Genomic DNA, 15,971 nt, shown 5'->3' with positions numbered 1-15,971 from the left:
AAAAAATCCATAGCCAGACAGTCTGACTATGGATTTTGAAGGCTCTGCCGGATCGGTCAACCGATCGCTAAAAATTCTTTAACTGATCGGCATTAGGCTTTGGCCGGGTTTTTTTATGGCTTTTTGCCCGTTCCGGGCGGCTTTTTATCGCCTGCGGCGATGGCTGTTTGTAACCTGACTTTGGCGGTTACGGCTGTTTGCCGCCTGCGGCGGCGGTAAAACCAAAAACAAGGTTGTTTAGGTTTTAGTATTTATGTTTTCCCGCGCCGCAGGCGCAAAAGGCCGTGCGCAAGCGAAGCGAGCGCATAAACAGCCGTTGCGTAGCAACAAACAGCCGTGCCGCAGGCACAAACGGCCGCCCCGCAGGGGCAAAGCGCCGCGAACGAAGTGAGTGTTGCGCTTCGCGCAGTCTTAGGTATAATACCGCGTCCAATCCTGAGCCCGTAACTCGTGCCAGGGAAAATACAGGGGCGTAGTTCCAACGGCAGAACAGCGGTCTCCAAAACCGACGGTTGGGGGTTCGAATCCCTCCGCCCCTGCCAGATTTTATATCAGTTCGTTGAGCGAAACGGCAGTCGCAATTAGGATTTTAGAATGAGCGCAAATAACGACACGCAAAGCAGTTCCTTAAATAGCGTTAAGTGGATTATAACCATCGCCTTGTTGGTCGTTGCTATCGGCGGCAACCACTATTACACAGAAACAGTTTCTGTATTATACCGCGCTATTGCGGTGGTCATTTTAGTTGGCTTGGCAGGTTTTACTGCAGCAATGACCAGCAAAGGTCGTCAATTTTTAGCGTTTGCTAAAGAGAGCCGCACCGAAGTGCGCAAAGTCGTTTGGCCTTCACGCCAGGAAGCGACTCAGACAACCCTAATCGTGGTTGTTGCGACGGTTATTGTTGCATTAATCTTATGGGGCCTTGACGGTATCTTAGTGCGTGTTGTTGGCTTCCTAACCGGTTTGGAGATTTAATATGAGCGATAATAAACGTTGGTACGTTGTACAAGCTTTTTCCGGTTTTGAGGCGCGCGTCGCTGAATCTCTAAAAGAACACATCAAAATGCACGGCTTGGAAGACAAATTTGGGGAAGTTTTAGTACCTAAAGAAGAAGTTGTCGAAATGAAAGCTGGTGTACGTCGTAAAAGCGAACGTAAATTCTTTCCCGGCTACGTACTGGTCGAGATGGAAATGGACGACGAAACCTGGCACTTAGTAAAAAGTGTCCCTCGAGTATTAGGCTTTATCGGTGGTAAAGCAGAACGTCCTACACCTATTTCTAAGCGTGAAGCTGATGCGATTCTGGACCGTCTGCAAGATTCTCAAGACAAGCCTAAGCCGAAAACGTTATTTGAACCAGGCGAAGTGGTGCGTGTTAATGATGGACCATTTGCTGATTTCAACGGTACAGTCGAAGAAGTCGATTATGAGAAAAGTCGCGTAACGGTATCGGTATCAATTTTTGGTCGCGCAACGCCAGTTGATCTGGAGTTCGGACAGATAGAAAAAGCGTGATCAAAAAATAACCACGCAAGCATTGATCATGGGTGCGAATTATCCTATAATTCGCGTCCTTTTTTAACGGGAAGCCGATTGAGTAATTTGACTCTGACAAATTACGAGGCGCTAAACCCACAACAGAGGTGATAATCATGGCGAAAAAAGTATCAGCCATCATCAAATTACAGGTAGCTGCTGGTTCAGCTAACCCGTCACCGCCAGTTGGTCCAGCATTGGGTCAGCACGGTGTGAACATCATGGAATTCTGTAAAGCGTTCAACGCGCAAACTGATAACCTGGAAAAGGGTGCACCGGTTCCTGTTGAAATCACAGTATTCGAAGACCGTTCATTCACATTCATTACCAAGACACCTCCTGCGTCTTTCTTGTTGAAGAAAGCGGCTGGTATCAAAAGTGGTTCAGGCGAGCCAAACACCAAGAAAGTTGGTACGGTAACTCGCGCGCAATTAGAAGAAATTGCTAAGACAAAAGAACCTGATTTGACTGCTGCCGACATGGACGCAGCTGTACGCACTATCGCCGGCTCTGCTCGTGCGATGGGCTTGAACGTGGAGGGCTAATCAATGGCTAAATTAACAAAACGCGCTCGTATGATCGCAGAGAAAGTTGAAGCCCGTGATTACGATGTGAATGAAGCTATCACTCTGTTAAAAGAGTTAGCAACAGCAAAATTCACAGAAAGTGTTGATGTCGCAGTAAACTTAGGCATCGATGCGCGTAAATCTGACCAAAACGTTCGTGGTGCTACTGTACTGCCAAACGGTACTGGTCGTGACGTTCGCGTCGCTGTATTCACTTCAGGTGACAATGCAGAGAAAGCGAAAGAAGCCGGTGCTGACATCGTTGGTATGGAAGATCTGGCAGAGCAAGTTAAGAAGGGCGAGATGAACTTCGACGTAGTTGTCGCCTCGCCTGATGCAATGCGTGTTGTCGGTCAATTAGGTCAAATCTTAGGTCCACGCGGCCTGATGCCTAACCCGAAAACAGGTACGGTAACTCCTGACGTAGCAACAGCAGTTAAAAATGCTAAAGCAGGTCAGGTTCGCTATCGCAACGACAAAAACGGTATTGTTCACGCAACAATCGGCCGTGTTGATTTCGATAACGACAAATTGAAAGAAAACCTTGAAGCATTGTTAGGCGCGCTTAAAAAAGCGAAGCCTTCATCAGCTAAAGGCGTTTATGTAAAACGCATCAGCTTGTCCACCACAATGGGCGCTGGCGTAAGCATTGACCAGGCAACTGTAGCAGCGGTTTAATTCGCTTCAGTTAGGTTAATGTAATGGTTTATGGGTTGGAGCTGCCGTGGCGTTGTTAATAGCAACAAAGCAAGGCTCCCGTCCAAGACCGTAGGTGTACCGCGAGTATCCCGGAATATTGGGTAGTGGCACTTAATTTCCTACGCAGATGGTGATATCCGACTCAGGCTCTCTGGGTAGAGAATCACCGTGACAACGCGGTGGGTTTTGTCCCACCTAATTGTAACGAGGGACTTCGGTCCCAAATTGAAAACGAGGTGATATCAGTGGCAATTGGTTTAGCCGGAAAGAAAGCCATCGTTAAGGAAGTTAACGAAGTTGCTTCAAATGCGCTAGCCGTCACCGTTGCTGAATATCGAGGCATCGAAGTAGCCGATATGACTGCGTTGCGCAAGAAAGCTCGCGAGCAGGGTATTTTCGTTAAAGTTGTACGAAATACACTGGCAAAACGCGCTTTTGAAGGCACCCAGTTTGAAGACATGGGCGATGCACTTAAAGGACCTCTTGTTTATGGGTTCTCATTGGACGCACCGGGCGCATCAGCTCGTTTGTTCAAAGACTTCTCAAAAGAAAACAAGAACTTGCAAGTGACAGCTCTGTCAATCGGTAATGGCATCATGGGTCCAGAAAAACTGGATGCAGTTGCTTCACTTCCGACTCGTGACGAAGCATTGGCTAAATTGCTCGCCACCTTCAAAGAACCTGTTAGCAAATTCGTTAAGACTGTTAACGAAGTACCTAGCAAGTTCGTTAGAACGTTGGCTGCAATTAAAGACGCTAAATAATACGTTGGTTTTTTAACCATTTTTTGTAATTATCAACCCAGGAGTTTAGAGTAATGGCTCTGACTAAAGACGATATCTTAAACGCGATCGCTGAAATGCCAGTTATGGAACTGGTTGAACTGATCGAAGCAGCTGAAGAAAAATTCGGCGTTGACGCATCTGCGGCAGTAGCAGTAGCTGCTCCAGCAGCTGGCGGCGAAGCAGCAGCTGAAGAGAAAACTGAATTTGACGTAGTACTGAAAGGCGCAGGCAGCAACAAAGTTGCAGCGATCAAAGCAGTACGCGGCGCAACTGGCCTTGGCTTGAAAGAAGCTAAAGCTATGGTTGAGTCTGCTCCAGTAGCAGTCAAAGAAGGCGTAAGCAAAGACGAAGCTGAAGAGCTGAAAAAGCAGCTTGAAGAAGCTGGTGCGGAAGTTGAAGTTAAGTAATTTAACTTTAGCTCTACATCTGGCCTAGCGGCCTTAGGCTGGTGGTTAATTGACCACCAGCCTTTTCGCGCTTTAACGCTTGTATCATTTTTGCCCGTCGTTGGGATACAAGTTAGCGGTAAATAGAACAACGGGAACAACAGATTAACACTCTGTATTTAACCATCGAACCACTCGTTGGTTAGGGTCATCAATCAGCTAGCTGAGGAACCCCATGGCGTACTCCTACTCAGAGAAAAAACGTATTCGTAAGGACTTTGGTAAACGGCCACAAGTGCTGGAAGTGCCTTACTTGCTGTCAATGCAGCTTGATTCATTTAAGAAATTTATTGAAGTTGATCCAGAGGCAAACAATGGTCTGGAAGCAGCTTTTCGTTCGGTTTTTCCGATTGCCAGCTACTCAGGTAATGCGGAACTGCAGTACGTCAGTTACCACATGGGTGAGCCTGCGTTTGACGTTGAAGAATGTCAAATTCGCGGAATTACTTATTCTGCGCCACTGCGTGTGAAGCTGCGTCTGGTTCTGTTTGACAAAGAAGCAGCCGCTGGAACAGTTAAAGACATCAAAGAACAAGAAGTGTACATGGGCGAAATCCCATTAATGACTGAGAACGGAACGTTTGTCATTAATGGTACCGAACGCGTCATCGTGTCACAGCTTCACCGTTCGCCAGGTGTGTTCTTTGATCACGACAAAGGGAAGTCACACTCCTCAGGTAAAGTGTTGTATAACGCGCGCGTTATCCCTTACCGTGGCTCCTGGCTGGATTTTGAATTTGATCCTAAAGACAACGTGTTCGTGCGTATCGATCGTCGCCGTAAACTACCTGCGTCAATCATTTTACGTGCGCTTGAATACAGCACCGAAGAAATCCTCGAGATGTTCTTCGAGACCACGTATTTCGAGATTCTGAAGACCAAAGTAAAAATGCAATTGGTGCCAGAACGCTTGCGTGGTGAAACGGCTAAATTCGATATCAAGTCACCGGATGGTGAAATGATCGTCGAAAAAGGTCGTCGTATTACTGCACGTCATATTCGCCAACTTGAGAAGCTTGAGTTGTCTGAACTTGAAGTGCCGGTTGAATATATGGTCGGCAAAGTGCTAGCCAAGGATTACGCAGATAAAAAGACTGGCGAAATCGTTGCTAACGCGAATGATGAATTAACGCTTGAACTCATTGCTAAATTGAGCGAAGCCGGTATCAAAAAGGTCGAAACATTGTTTGTTAACGACCTTGATCACGGTCCATATATGAGTGAGACCCTGCGTGTTGATGGCACCACCAATCGCTTAGAAGCATTGGTTGAGATTTACCGGATGATGCGTCCGGGTGAGCCGCCAACGCGTGAAGCAGCCGAAGCTTTGTTCGACAATCTTTTCTTCAGTGAAGATCGGTATGACTTGTCGACTGTTGGCCGGATGAAGTTTAACCGACGTTTAGGTCGTGAAGACCTGACCGGTACTAACACCTTGACCAACGACGACATTATCGAAGTAATGAAGAAGCTCATTGAGATCCGTAACGGTCTTGATGAAGTTGACGATATTGATCACTTGGGCAACCGTCGCATCCGCTCTGTCGGCGAGATGGCGGAAAACCAGTTCCGTGTCGGTTTGGTTCGTGTAGAGCGTGCAGTTAAAGAACGTTTATCGCTGGGCGACCTGGATAATACGATGCCGCAGGACCTGATCAACGCTAAACCGATTAGTGCCGCGGTAAAAGAATTCTTTGGCTCGAGCCAATTGTCGCAGTTTATGGACCAAAACAACCCGCTGTCAGAAGTCACGCATAAGCGTCGTATTTCTGCATTAGGTCCGGGTGGTTTGACCCGTGAGCGCGCCGGCTTCGAAGTTCGAGACGTTCACCCGACTCACTATGGTCGTCTGTGTCCAATCGAAACGCCGGAAGGTCCGAACATCGGTTTGATTAACTCGTTGTCGACCTTTGCCCGTACGAACGAATATGGCTTCCTGGAGACGCCGTATCGTCGTATCGAAAATGGCCAGGTAACCGACGACGTTGTTTATTTGTCAGCAATCGAAGAAGGCAACTATGTTATCGCCCAGGCCAACGTTGCGCTGGACGACAACGGCGAACTTGTCGAAGACTTGATTCCTTGCCGCCACAAAAATGAATTCACCCTGGTCAGTAAAGAACAGGTTGAATATATGGATGTTGCACCGCAGCAAATCGTATCGATTGCAGCGAGTATGATCCCGTTCCTTGAGCACGATGACGCCAACCGTGCATTGATGGGTTCAAACATGCAGCGTCAGGCAGTACCAACATTACGCGCTGACAAGCCGTTAGTGGGTACAGGCATTGAACGCACCATCGCGGTTGACTCCGGTGTTTGTGTGGTAGCGAAACGTGGCGGTGTAGTTGATTACGTGGATGCCAGCCGTATCGTTGTAAAAGTCAACGAAGAAGAAATGGTACCTGGCGAAGCCGGTATCGACATCTACAACTTGACTAAGTACACGCGCTCTAACCAAAACACCTGTATTAACCAAAAGCCAACGGTTAATCCGGGCGAACCGGTTACCCGTGGCGATGTACTAGCCGATGGACCGTCTACAGACCTGGGTGAATTAGCCTTGGGTCAAAACATGCGCGTCGCATTTATGCCGTGGAACGGTTATAACTTCGAGGATTCTATCCTTATTTCTGAGCGTGTTGCTCAGGAAGACCGCATGACAACCATCCACATTCAGGAATTGAACTGTGTGGCTCGAGACACCAAGTTGGGCGCTGAAGAAATCACTTCAGATATTCCAAATGTAGGTGAGTCTGCGCTGAGCAAGCTGGATGAAGCGGGTGTTGTATACGTTGGGGCGGAAGTTAACGGTGGCGACATTCTGGTTGGTAAAGTAACGCCTAAAGGTGAAACTCAGTTAACACCAGAAGAGAAACTGTTGCGAGCCATTTTCGGTGAGAAGGCATCAGACGTTAAAGACAGCTCACTGCGCGTGCCTAACGGCGTGAACGGTACTGTTATTGATGTTCAGGTGTTTACTCGTGACGGCGTAGAAAAAGACAAACGTGCGATTGCAATCGAAGAGATGCAACTGGCCAAGGTTAAGAAGGATTTAACCGAAGAGTTCAAGATCCTTGAAGAAGGTATCTACAACCGTGCACGCAACCTGTTACTGGCTAATGGCTTCGATGAAGCTAAATTGGCGAGCATGGACCGTAGCAATTGGTTAACTCAGGGCTTGAGTGACGAAAGTGCACAAGAACAGTTAGAGCAGATTGCAGAGCAATACCAGCAAATCCGGGAAGACTTTGATCAGAAGTTCGAAACTAAGCGCCGTAAAATCACCCAGGGTGATGATCTGGCGCCTGGCGTACTGAAGATTGTTAAGGTTTACCTTGCTGTGAAACGTCGTATTCAGCCTGGCGATAAACTTGCTGGCCGTCACGGTAACAAAGGTGTTATCTCAACCATTATTCCGGTTGAAGATATGCCACACGACGAAGAAGGTAATCCAGTCGACATCGTACTAAACCCGTTGGGTGTACCGTCGCGGATGAACATTGGTCAGGTATTGGAAACGCACCTGGGTATGGCCGCGCGTGGTATCGGTATCAAGATAGATAAGATGCTGAAGCAGCAACAGGCGATGCAAGATTTGCGTGACTTCCTGCAACAAGTCTACGCGCTGGGCGAATGCCGTCAGCAAGTAGATATCAGCGAGTTTAGCGATGACGAAGTGTTGCGTCTTGCACACAACTTGCGTGGCGGTTTGCCGACTGCAACGCCGGTATTTGACGGTGCGGTAGAAGCCGAAATCAAGGAACTGCTGAAACTGGCAGATATCCCTGAGTCGGGCCAGATTACTTTGTATGACGGTCGTACCGGTGACCGCTTTGAGCGTGACGTAACCGTGGGTTACATGTACATGCTTAAGCTTAACCACTTGGTTGACGACAAGATGCACGCCCGTTCTACTGGTTCGTACAGCTTGGTTACTCAGCAGCCACTGGGCGGTAAGGCACAGTTTGGTGGTCAGCGCTTCGGTGAGATGGAAGTCTGGGCATTAGAGGCTTATGGTGCAGCTTACACCTTGCAGGAAATGCTGACGGTGAAATCGGACGACGTCAATGGTCGTACCAAGATGTACAAAAACATCGTCGACAACAACTTGCAGATGGATGCAGGCATCCCTGAGTCGTTCAACGTATTGTTGAAAGAGATTCGCTCACTGGGTATTAATATCGAGCTGGAACAGAGCTAAAACGCTGTTGCGGAATGAATTCGGGGAGTGCTTGCGCTCCCCAGAGGTTTGAACTCCGACAGGAGATAAATCGTGAAAGACTTGCTTAAGTTTTTAAAACCGGCCAATCAGACAGAAGAATTCGATGGTATTCGAATCCAGCTGTCATCGCCTGACATGATCCGTAGTTGGTCATATGGTGAAGTGAAGAAGCCGGAAACAATCAACTACCGTACTTTTAAACCAGAGCGTGACGGTTTGTTCTGTGCACGTATCTTTGGTCCGGTAAAAGATTACGAATGCTTGTGTGGTAAATACAAGCGTTTGAAGCACCGTGGTGTTATCTGTGAGAAGTGTGGCGTTGAAGTGACGCTGACCAAAGTGCGTCGCGAACGCATGGGTCACATCGAATTGGCTAGCCCGGTTGCGCATATCTGGTTCCTTAAATCGTTGCCGTCGCGCATCGGTTTGATGCTGGATATGACGTTGCGTGACATTGAACGCGTACTTTACTTCGAATCTTATGTCGTAACCGAAGGTGGTTTAACGTCATTAGAGCAAGGTCAGATCCTGACCGAAGAAGAGTATCTGGATGCGTTGGAAGAGCACGGCGATGAATTTGATGCGAAGATGGGTGCCGAAGCGGTACTGGATCTGTTGCGTGTTATTGACATCGATGCCGAAGTTCAGCAATTACGCGAAGAATTACCAGAAACGAACTCTGAAACCAAGCGTAAGAAAATTAGTAAACGCCTGAAGCTACTTGAATCTTTCCAAATGTCGGGTAACAAACCTGAGTGGATGATTCTAAAAGTACTACCGGTTTTACCACCGGATCTGCGCCCATTGGTACCATTGGACGGTGGTCGTTTTGCGACCTCGGATCTTAACGATCTGTACCGTCGTGTTATCAACCGTAACAACCGCCTTAAGCGCCTGCTTGACTTAGCAGCACCTGACATCATCGTCCGTAACGAAAAACGGATGTTGCAGGAAGCGGTTGATGCGTTGTTAGACAACGGTCGTCGTGGTCGTGCCATCACCGGTTCTAATAAGCGTCCGCTTAAATCTTTGGCCGATATGATCAAAGGTAAGCAAGGTCGTTTCCGTCAGAACCTGTTGGGTAAACGTGTAGACTACTCAGGCCGTTCGGTTATCACCGTAGGTCCTAAATTGCGTTTGCATCAGTGTGGTTTGCCGAAAAAAATGGCACTGGAACTGTTCAAACCGTTTATCTATGGCAAGCTTGAGCGTCGTGGTTTAGCGACGACAATCAAAGCCGCGAAGAAGATGGTTGAGCGTGAAACCGCTGAGGTTTGGGACGTTCTTGATGAAGTCATCAAAGAGCACCCGGTACTATTGAACCGTGCGCCAACATTGCACCGTTTGGGTATTCAGGCATTTGAACCGGTACTAATCGAAGGTAAAGCGATTCAGCTGCACCCATTGGTTTGTGCTGCTTACAACGCCGACTTCGACGGTGACCAAATGGCGGTTCACTTGCCATTGACGCTGGAAGCCCAGTTAGAAGCTCGCGCACTAATGATGTCGACCAATAACGTGCTGTCACCAGCAAGCGGCGACCCCATCATTGTTCCTTCGCAAGACGTTGTTTTGGGTCTGTATTACATGACCAAAGAAAAAATCAACGCCAAAGGCGAGGGCATGGTATTTAAGAGCCCGTCAGAAGCTGAAAAAGCTTACCGCAATGGGTTGGTTGAGCTTCACAGCCGCGTGAAAGTGCGTATCACTGATACGGTCATTCACGAAGACGGCAATAGTGAAACCCGCACACAGTTACGTGAAACCACCGTCGGTCGTGCGTTGTTGTCGCTAATTATGCCAAAAGGCTTGCCGTTTGAGCTAATCGACCAGCCAATGGGTAAAAAGCCAATTGCGCGTATGCTAAACCTGGCTTACCGTGATTTAGGCCTTAAAGACACCGTTATTTTTGCTGACCAGGTGATGTATACCGGTTTCCACTATGCGATGGTCTCTGGTGCCTCTGTCGGTATTAACGACATGGTCATCCCGGATGCGAAAAAAGAGATTGTTGAAGCCGCGGAAGAAGAAGTTGCCGAGATTCAGGAACAGTTTGAATCTGGTTTGGTAACCGCTGGTGAGAAATACAACAAAGTCATCGATATTTGGTCAACCGCCAACGAGAAAGTCTCGAAAGCGATGATGGAAAACCTCTCTAAAGAAGTCGTCACTAACAAAGATGGCAAAGAAGAGGAACAAGCATCATTTAACTCGATCTTTATGATGGCCGACTCAGGTGCTCGTGGTAGCCCCGCACAGATTCGTCAGTTGGCGGGTATGCGTGGTCTGATGGCCAAGCCAGATGGCTCAATCATCGAAACACCAATTGTCGCAAACTTCCGCGAAGGTTTGAACGTACTTCAGTACTTCATCTCGACGCACGGTGCGCGTAAAGGTTTGGCCGATACGGCACTGAAAACAGCGAACTCAGGTTACCTGACACGTCGTCTGGTTGACGTATCACAAGACGTCGTAATCATGGAAGAAGATTGCGGCACATTCGAAGGCCTGACAATGAAACCGCTAATCGAAGGTGGTGACGTTGTCGAGCCATTGCGCGAACGCGTATTGGGTCGTGTGGTTTGTGAAGACGTAATGAAGCCAGGCTCAGAAGATGTGTTGTTACCGCGTAACACTTTATTGGATGAGAAGAACTGCGACATCCTTGAAGAAAACTCAATTGATGAAGTAAAAGTTCGCTCGGTTATCACCTGTGACACAGACTTCGGTGTTTGTGCGCACTGTTACGGTCGTGACCTGGCTCGTGGCCATATGGTTAACCAAGGCGAAGCAGTTGGTGTTATTGCTGCACAGTCAATCGGTGAGCCAGGTACACAGCTTACCATGCGTACCTTCCACATCGGTGGTGCTGCATCACGGGCAACAGCAGAGAACAGTGTTCAGGTTAAAAACCCGGGTACGATCAAACTGCACAATGCCAAGTGGGTTGTTAACAGCGATAAACAGCACGTTATTACGTCACGTTCTACTGAACTGACGTTAATCGACGAGTTCGGCCGTGAGCGTGAACGTTATAAAGTACCTTACGGTGCAGCCTTGAAAAAAGGCGAAGGCGACTCAGTTGAAGGCGGCGAAACCGTTGCTAACTGGGACCCGCACACGCACCCAATCATTACCGAGGTAGAAGGTCGCATCAAGTTTGTTGACTTGATTGATGGTGTCACCATGACCCGTCAAACCGACGAACTGACCGGTCTATCCAGCGTGGTAGTGTTGGAAACAGGTCAACGTACCAGTGCCGGTAAAGACATGCGTCCGATGGTTAAGTTGGTGGATAATAAAGGTAACGACGTTAATATCGTCGGCACTGATATCCCTGCGCAGTACTTCCTGCCAGGCAACGCCATCATCAACCTGGAAGATAATGCCGAAGTTAAAGTCGGTGATACCCTGGCGCGTATTCCGCAAGAAGGTTCGAAGACCCGCGATATTACCGGTGGTTTGCCACGGGTTGCGGACTTGTTCGAAGCACGTCGTCCGAAAGAGCCGGCGATTCTTGCAGAGAAGACAGGTACTGTGTCGTTTGGTAAAGAAACCAAAGGCAAGCGTCGCCTGATCATCACGCCGACTGACGGTGCTGAACAACACGAAGAGATGATTCCGAAGTGGCGTCAGCTTAACGTGTTTGAAGGTGAACACGTCGAAAAAGGTGAGGTAATCGCCGACGGTCCTGAGGCTCCACATGACATTCTGCGTTTGCGTGGCGTTAGTGCGGTAGCTAACTACATCGTCAACGAAGTACAGGAAGTTTACCGTCTGCAGGGCGTTAAGATTAACGATAAGCATATAGAAACTATCGTTCGTCAGATGCTGCGCAAAGCGCTTATCTTACGTGCCAATGACACCAATCTGCTGGAAGGCGAAATGGTTGAAATGGCCGAAGTACTGGCGGCTAACGCAAAAGCAGAAGCTGAAGGCAAACAACCGGCAAGCTTCGAACGTCAGTTGCTAGGTATTACCAAAGCTTCACTGTCGACCGAGTCGTTTATCTCAGCAGCCTCGTTCCAGGAAACTACACGTGTCCTGACCGAAGCAGCTGTTGGCGGCAAGAAAGACAGTCTGCGTGGACTGAAAGAAAACGTTATCGTAGGTCGTTTGATTCCTGCCGGTACCGGTTACTCTTATCATAAAGAGCGCATGGACCGCCGTATGGAAGAGTTAGCGGTTGAACCGGAAGCGCCTAAGATGACCGCGGAAGAAGCAGAACAGCAATTGACTGATGCCCTAAATGCGGGTGGCCAAAGCGACGATAGTGCAGAATAACGCACGCTCTGCTTAGTCAGCGTACAAAAGCCGGTACTGATTTCAGTGCCGGCTTCTTTTATATAACCTTGACAGGTGAAATTATGACCATTAAAATTCCCGCTCCCGAATTTCGGGATCTGGCGTTTAATGGTCAGAGTTAGCGATTTTTCACGCACATTGTGCGCGCTAAAAAGCGACATCAACTAAACTAGGAGTAATGAATGGCAACAGTTAACCAGCTGGTGCGTAAAGGCCGTCAAAAGCCGGTTGTGAAAAGCAACGTTCCGGCTCTTGAAGCGTGCCCTCAAAAACGCGGTGTATGTACCCGTGTTTACACCACAACCCCGAAAAAGCCAAACTCTGCAATGCGCAAAGTTTGTCGTGTTCGCTTGACCAACGGTTATGAAGTTTCTTCATACATCGGTGGTGAAGGTCACAACCTACAAGAACACTCAGTCGTACTGATCCGTGGCGGTCGTGTAAAAGACTTGCCAGGTGTTCGCTACCACACCGTTCGTGGTGCACTTGACTGTTCAGGTGTTAACGATCGTAAACAAGGCCGTTCTAAGTACGGCGCGAAGCGGCCTAAGTCTTAACGGTTCTCCGTTAGTAAGGCCAAACTTTGTACGTTTTGGGTAATACCCTGAATTAATCGGAGAATATTGAGATGCCAAGAAGACGCGTCATAGGTCAACGTAAAATCCTTCCAGATCCTAAGTTCGGATCGGAGTTGTTGGCTAAGTTTATTAATGTCGTCATGGTTGACGGCAAAAAAGCAGTCGCTGAAAAGATTATCTACGGTGCACTGGACATCCTGGCAGACAAGTCAGGTAAAGATCATTTGGAAATTTTCGACGCTGCGTTAGACAACGTGCGTCCGACAGTCGAGGTTAAATCTCGTCGTGTGGGTGGTTCAACCTACCAAGTTCCAGTTGAAGTTCGTCCGGTACGTCGTAACGCACTGGCTATGCGCTGGTTAGTTGATGCAGCGCGCACCCGTGGTGAAAAATCAATGTCGCAGCGTCTGGCAGCTGAAATGCTAGATGCATCAGAAAACAAAGGGTCAGCTGTGAAGAAACGTGAAGACGTTCACCGCATGGCTGAAGCAAACAAAGCGTTTGCTCACTATCGCTGGTAAATTCACAGTTAACCGAGTAAGGAGTTTATTGTGGCTCGTAAAACTTCCATTGAGCGTTATCGTAACATCGGTATTTGCGCTCACGTAGACGCCGGTAAGACAACCACAACCGAACGTGTGTTGTTCTACACTGGTCTGTCTCACAAACTTGGTGAGGTGCACGATGGTGCAGCTACCATGGACTGGATGGAGCAAGAACAAGAACGTGGTATTACCATTACCTCTGCAGCAACTACATGTTTCTGGCAAGGTATGGATAAGCAGTTCCCAGAACACCGCGTAAACATCATCGACACCCCTGGACACGTTGATTTCACCATCGAAGTAGAACGTTCTCTGCGGGTACTTGATGGCGCTGTTGTCGTTCTTTGTGCTTCTTCTGGTGTTCAGCCGCAAACGGAAACCGTTTGGCGTCAGGCGAATAAATATGAAGTTCCACGCATGGTATTCGTCAACAAGATGGACCGTGCAGGCGCTGACTTCTTGTCTGTTGTTGAACAGATGAAAACTCGCTTGAATGCAGTTGCTGTACCAATGCAATTGCCAGTGGGTTCAGAAGAAAATTTCCGTGGTGTTGTTGACTTGATCAAGATGAAGTTCATCAACTGGAACGACGAAGACATGGGCACCTCTTTCACTTATGAAGAGATCCCTGCTGATATGGTCGACCAGTGTGAAGAATATCACGCTGAATTGGTAGAAGCTGCGGCTGAAGCCAACGAAGAGTTGATGGAAAAATACCTGGAAGAAGGCGAACTGACAGAAGCAGAAATCAAACTAGGTCTTCGGGCGCGTACACTAGCAAACGAAATCTGCCTGGTTGCTGCTGGTTCTGCATTCAAAAACAAAGGCGTTCAAGCGGTACTTGACGCGGTTATTGAATACTTGCCTTCACCAACTGAAGTTAAAGCAATTACTGGTATCTTAGACGATGAGTCTGAAGGTGTTCGTAAGTCTGATGACAACGAACCATTTTCGGCATTGGCGTTTAAAATCGCAACTGACCCGTTCGTTGGTACGCTAACGTTCGTGCGCGTATACTCAGGTGTTCTTAACCAGGGCGACGGTGTCGTCAACCCGGTTAAAAACAAGAAAGAACGCGTGGGCCGTATGGTTCAGATGCACTCTAACAGCCGTGAAGAAATCAAAGAAGTACGCGCGGGTGACATTGCTGCATTGATCGGTCTTAAAGACGTAACTACAGGTGATACGCTGTGTGATCCAAACAACAAGATTATTCTTGAGCGTATGGAATTCCCAGAGCCGGTTATCTCTGTTGCGGTAGAGCCGAAAACTAAAGCTGACCAGGAAAAAATGGGTATTGCTTTAGGTAAGTTGGCTGCAGAAGATCCGTCGTTCCGTGTTAAGACTGACGAAGAATCTGGCCAAACCATTATCTCTGGTATGGGTGAGTTGCACCTGGATATCATCGTTGACCGTATGAAGCGTGAATTCAAAGTTGAATGTAACGTAGGTCAGCCTCAGGTTGCATACCGTGAAGCTATCCGTAAGCCGGTTGAAGTCGAAGGGAAATTCGTACGTCAATCAGGTGGTCGTGGTCAGTTCGGTCACGTTTGGCTTAAATTGGAGCCAATGGTTATCGAAGAAGACGAAGATGGCGAAGACATCACGTACAAATTCGTTAACGAAATTGTTGGTGGTGTGGTACCAAAAGAGTACATCCCGGCTGTTGATAAAGGTATTCAAGAGCAGATGGAACAGGGCGTATTAGCCGGTTACCAAGTACTGGGTGTTAAAGCAACCCTGTATGATGGCTCTTACCATGACGTCGACTCATCAGAAATGGCATTTAAAATCGCCGGTAGCATGGCTTTCAAAAAAGGCGCAATGCAAGCCGATCCGGTATTACTTGAGCCGTTGATGAAAGTTGAAGTTATCACGCCAGAAGAATCTATGGGTGATGTGGTTGGTGACTTAAACCGTCGCCGCGGTCTTATCGAAGGTATGGAAGAAGCGCCAGGTGGCTTGAAAGCTGTCAACGCTGTTGTTCCATTGTCTGAGATGTTTGGTTACGCAACTGACTTGCGTTCACAAACCCAAGGTCGTGCATCATACTCAATGGAATTCTTGAAGTACGGTGAAGCACCAAACAACATCGCTGAAAAAGTGATGGCTGAGCGTAACGCTAAATAAGTAAGGTCTGGTCCGGTTTTTTACGAGACCGGGCTTTTAACTTAAGTTTGAGGAACTATCATGTCTAAAGAAAAATTTGAACGTTCGAAGCCGCACGTAAACGTCGGCACCATTGGTCACGTTGACCACGGTAAAACTACTCTTACTGCTGCTAT

The 15,971-nt window shown here is 48.0% G+C and carries 12 protein-coding genes and 1 tRNA gene; all 13 read left to right on the top strand.

The features are described 5' to 3' along the window. Nucleotides 1-466: 466 nt before the first annotated feature. Nucleotides 467-542, top strand: a tRNA-Trp gene (locus DEU29_RS13450). Between the two features lie 52 nt (nucleotides 543-594). Next, on the top strand, nucleotides 595-975 hold the full coding sequence (secE, locus tag DEU29_RS13445; protein WP_133540877.1) for a preprotein translocase subunit SecE: 381 nt from the start codon (nucleotides 595-597) through the stop codon (nucleotides 973-975). Nucleotide 976: 1 nt separating this feature from the next. Then, nucleotides 977-1,516, top strand: coding sequence for a transcription termination/antitermination protein NusG (nusG, locus tag DEU29_RS13440; protein WP_133540875.1), 540 nt, complete (start codon nucleotides 977-979; stop codon nucleotides 1,514-1,516). Nucleotides 1,517-1,653: 137 nt separating this feature from the next. Then, complete coding sequence (gene rplK, locus DEU29_RS13435) at nucleotides 1,654-2,082, top strand: 50S ribosomal protein L11 (protein ID WP_133540873.1); 429 nt, start codon at nucleotides 1,654-1,656, stop codon at nucleotides 2,080-2,082. Nucleotides 2,083-2,085: 3 nt separating this feature from the next. Next, nucleotides 2,086-2,781, top strand: a complete 696-nt coding sequence (gene rplA, locus DEU29_RS13430; RefSeq protein WP_133540871.1) for a 50S ribosomal protein L1 — start codon at nucleotides 2,086-2,088, stop codon at nucleotides 2,779-2,781. Between the two features lie 266 nt (nucleotides 2,782-3,047). Beyond that, nucleotides 3,048-3,566, top strand: coding sequence for a 50S ribosomal protein L10 (gene rplJ / locus DEU29_RS13425; RefSeq protein ID WP_133540869.1), 519 nt, complete (start codon nucleotides 3,048-3,050; stop codon nucleotides 3,564-3,566). 53 nt (nucleotides 3,567-3,619) lie between these two features. Then, a complete protein-coding gene (gene rplL / locus DEU29_RS13420; RefSeq protein ID WP_133540866.1) occupies nucleotides 3,620-3,994 on the top strand; it encodes a 50S ribosomal protein L7/L12 in 375 nt (124 codons plus the stop codon). A 214-nt stretch (nucleotides 3,995-4,208) separates the two neighbouring features. After that, nucleotides 4,209-8,237 carry a DNA-directed RNA polymerase subunit beta gene (rpoB, locus tag DEU29_RS13415; RefSeq protein WP_133540864.1) on the top strand — a complete coding sequence of 1,343 codons (4,029 nt, stop codon included), beginning with the start codon at nucleotides 4,209-4,211 and terminating at the stop codon, nucleotides 8,235-8,237. Between the two features lie 72 nt (nucleotides 8,238-8,309). After that, nucleotides 8,310-12,542, top strand: a complete 4,233-nt coding sequence (gene rpoC / locus DEU29_RS13410) for a DNA-directed RNA polymerase subunit beta' (RefSeq protein WP_133540862.1) — start codon at nucleotides 8,310-8,312, stop codon at nucleotides 12,540-12,542. Nucleotides 12,543-12,745: 203 nt separating this feature from the next. Continuing rightward, on the top strand, nucleotides 12,746-13,120 hold the full coding sequence (gene rpsL / locus DEU29_RS13405) for a 30S ribosomal protein S12 (RefSeq protein ID WP_006956845.1): 375 nt from the start codon (nucleotides 12,746-12,748) through the stop codon (nucleotides 13,118-13,120). A 71-nt stretch (nucleotides 13,121-13,191) separates the two neighbouring features. Then, complete coding sequence (gene rpsG / locus DEU29_RS13400) at nucleotides 13,192-13,662, top strand: 30S ribosomal protein S7 (protein WP_133540859.1); 471 nt, start codon at nucleotides 13,192-13,194, stop codon at nucleotides 13,660-13,662. 30 nt (nucleotides 13,663-13,692) lie between these two features. Further along, complete coding sequence (gene fusA, locus DEU29_RS13395) at nucleotides 13,693-15,816, top strand: elongation factor G (RefSeq protein ID WP_133540857.1); 2,124 nt, start codon at nucleotides 13,693-13,695, stop codon at nucleotides 15,814-15,816. A gap of 60 nt (nucleotides 15,817-15,876) precedes the next feature. After that, nucleotides 15,877-15,971, top strand: a 95-nt coding sequence (locus DEU29_RS13390; protein WP_208107646.1) for a GTP-binding protein, incomplete at its 3' end; no start/stop codon positions are given.

Source organism: Idiomarina aquatica (assembly GCF_004362895.1).
GTDB lineage: Bacteria > Pseudomonadota > Gammaproteobacteria > Enterobacterales > Alteromonadaceae > Idiomarina.
This window is presented reverse-complemented; position numbering and strand designations above follow the sequence as displayed.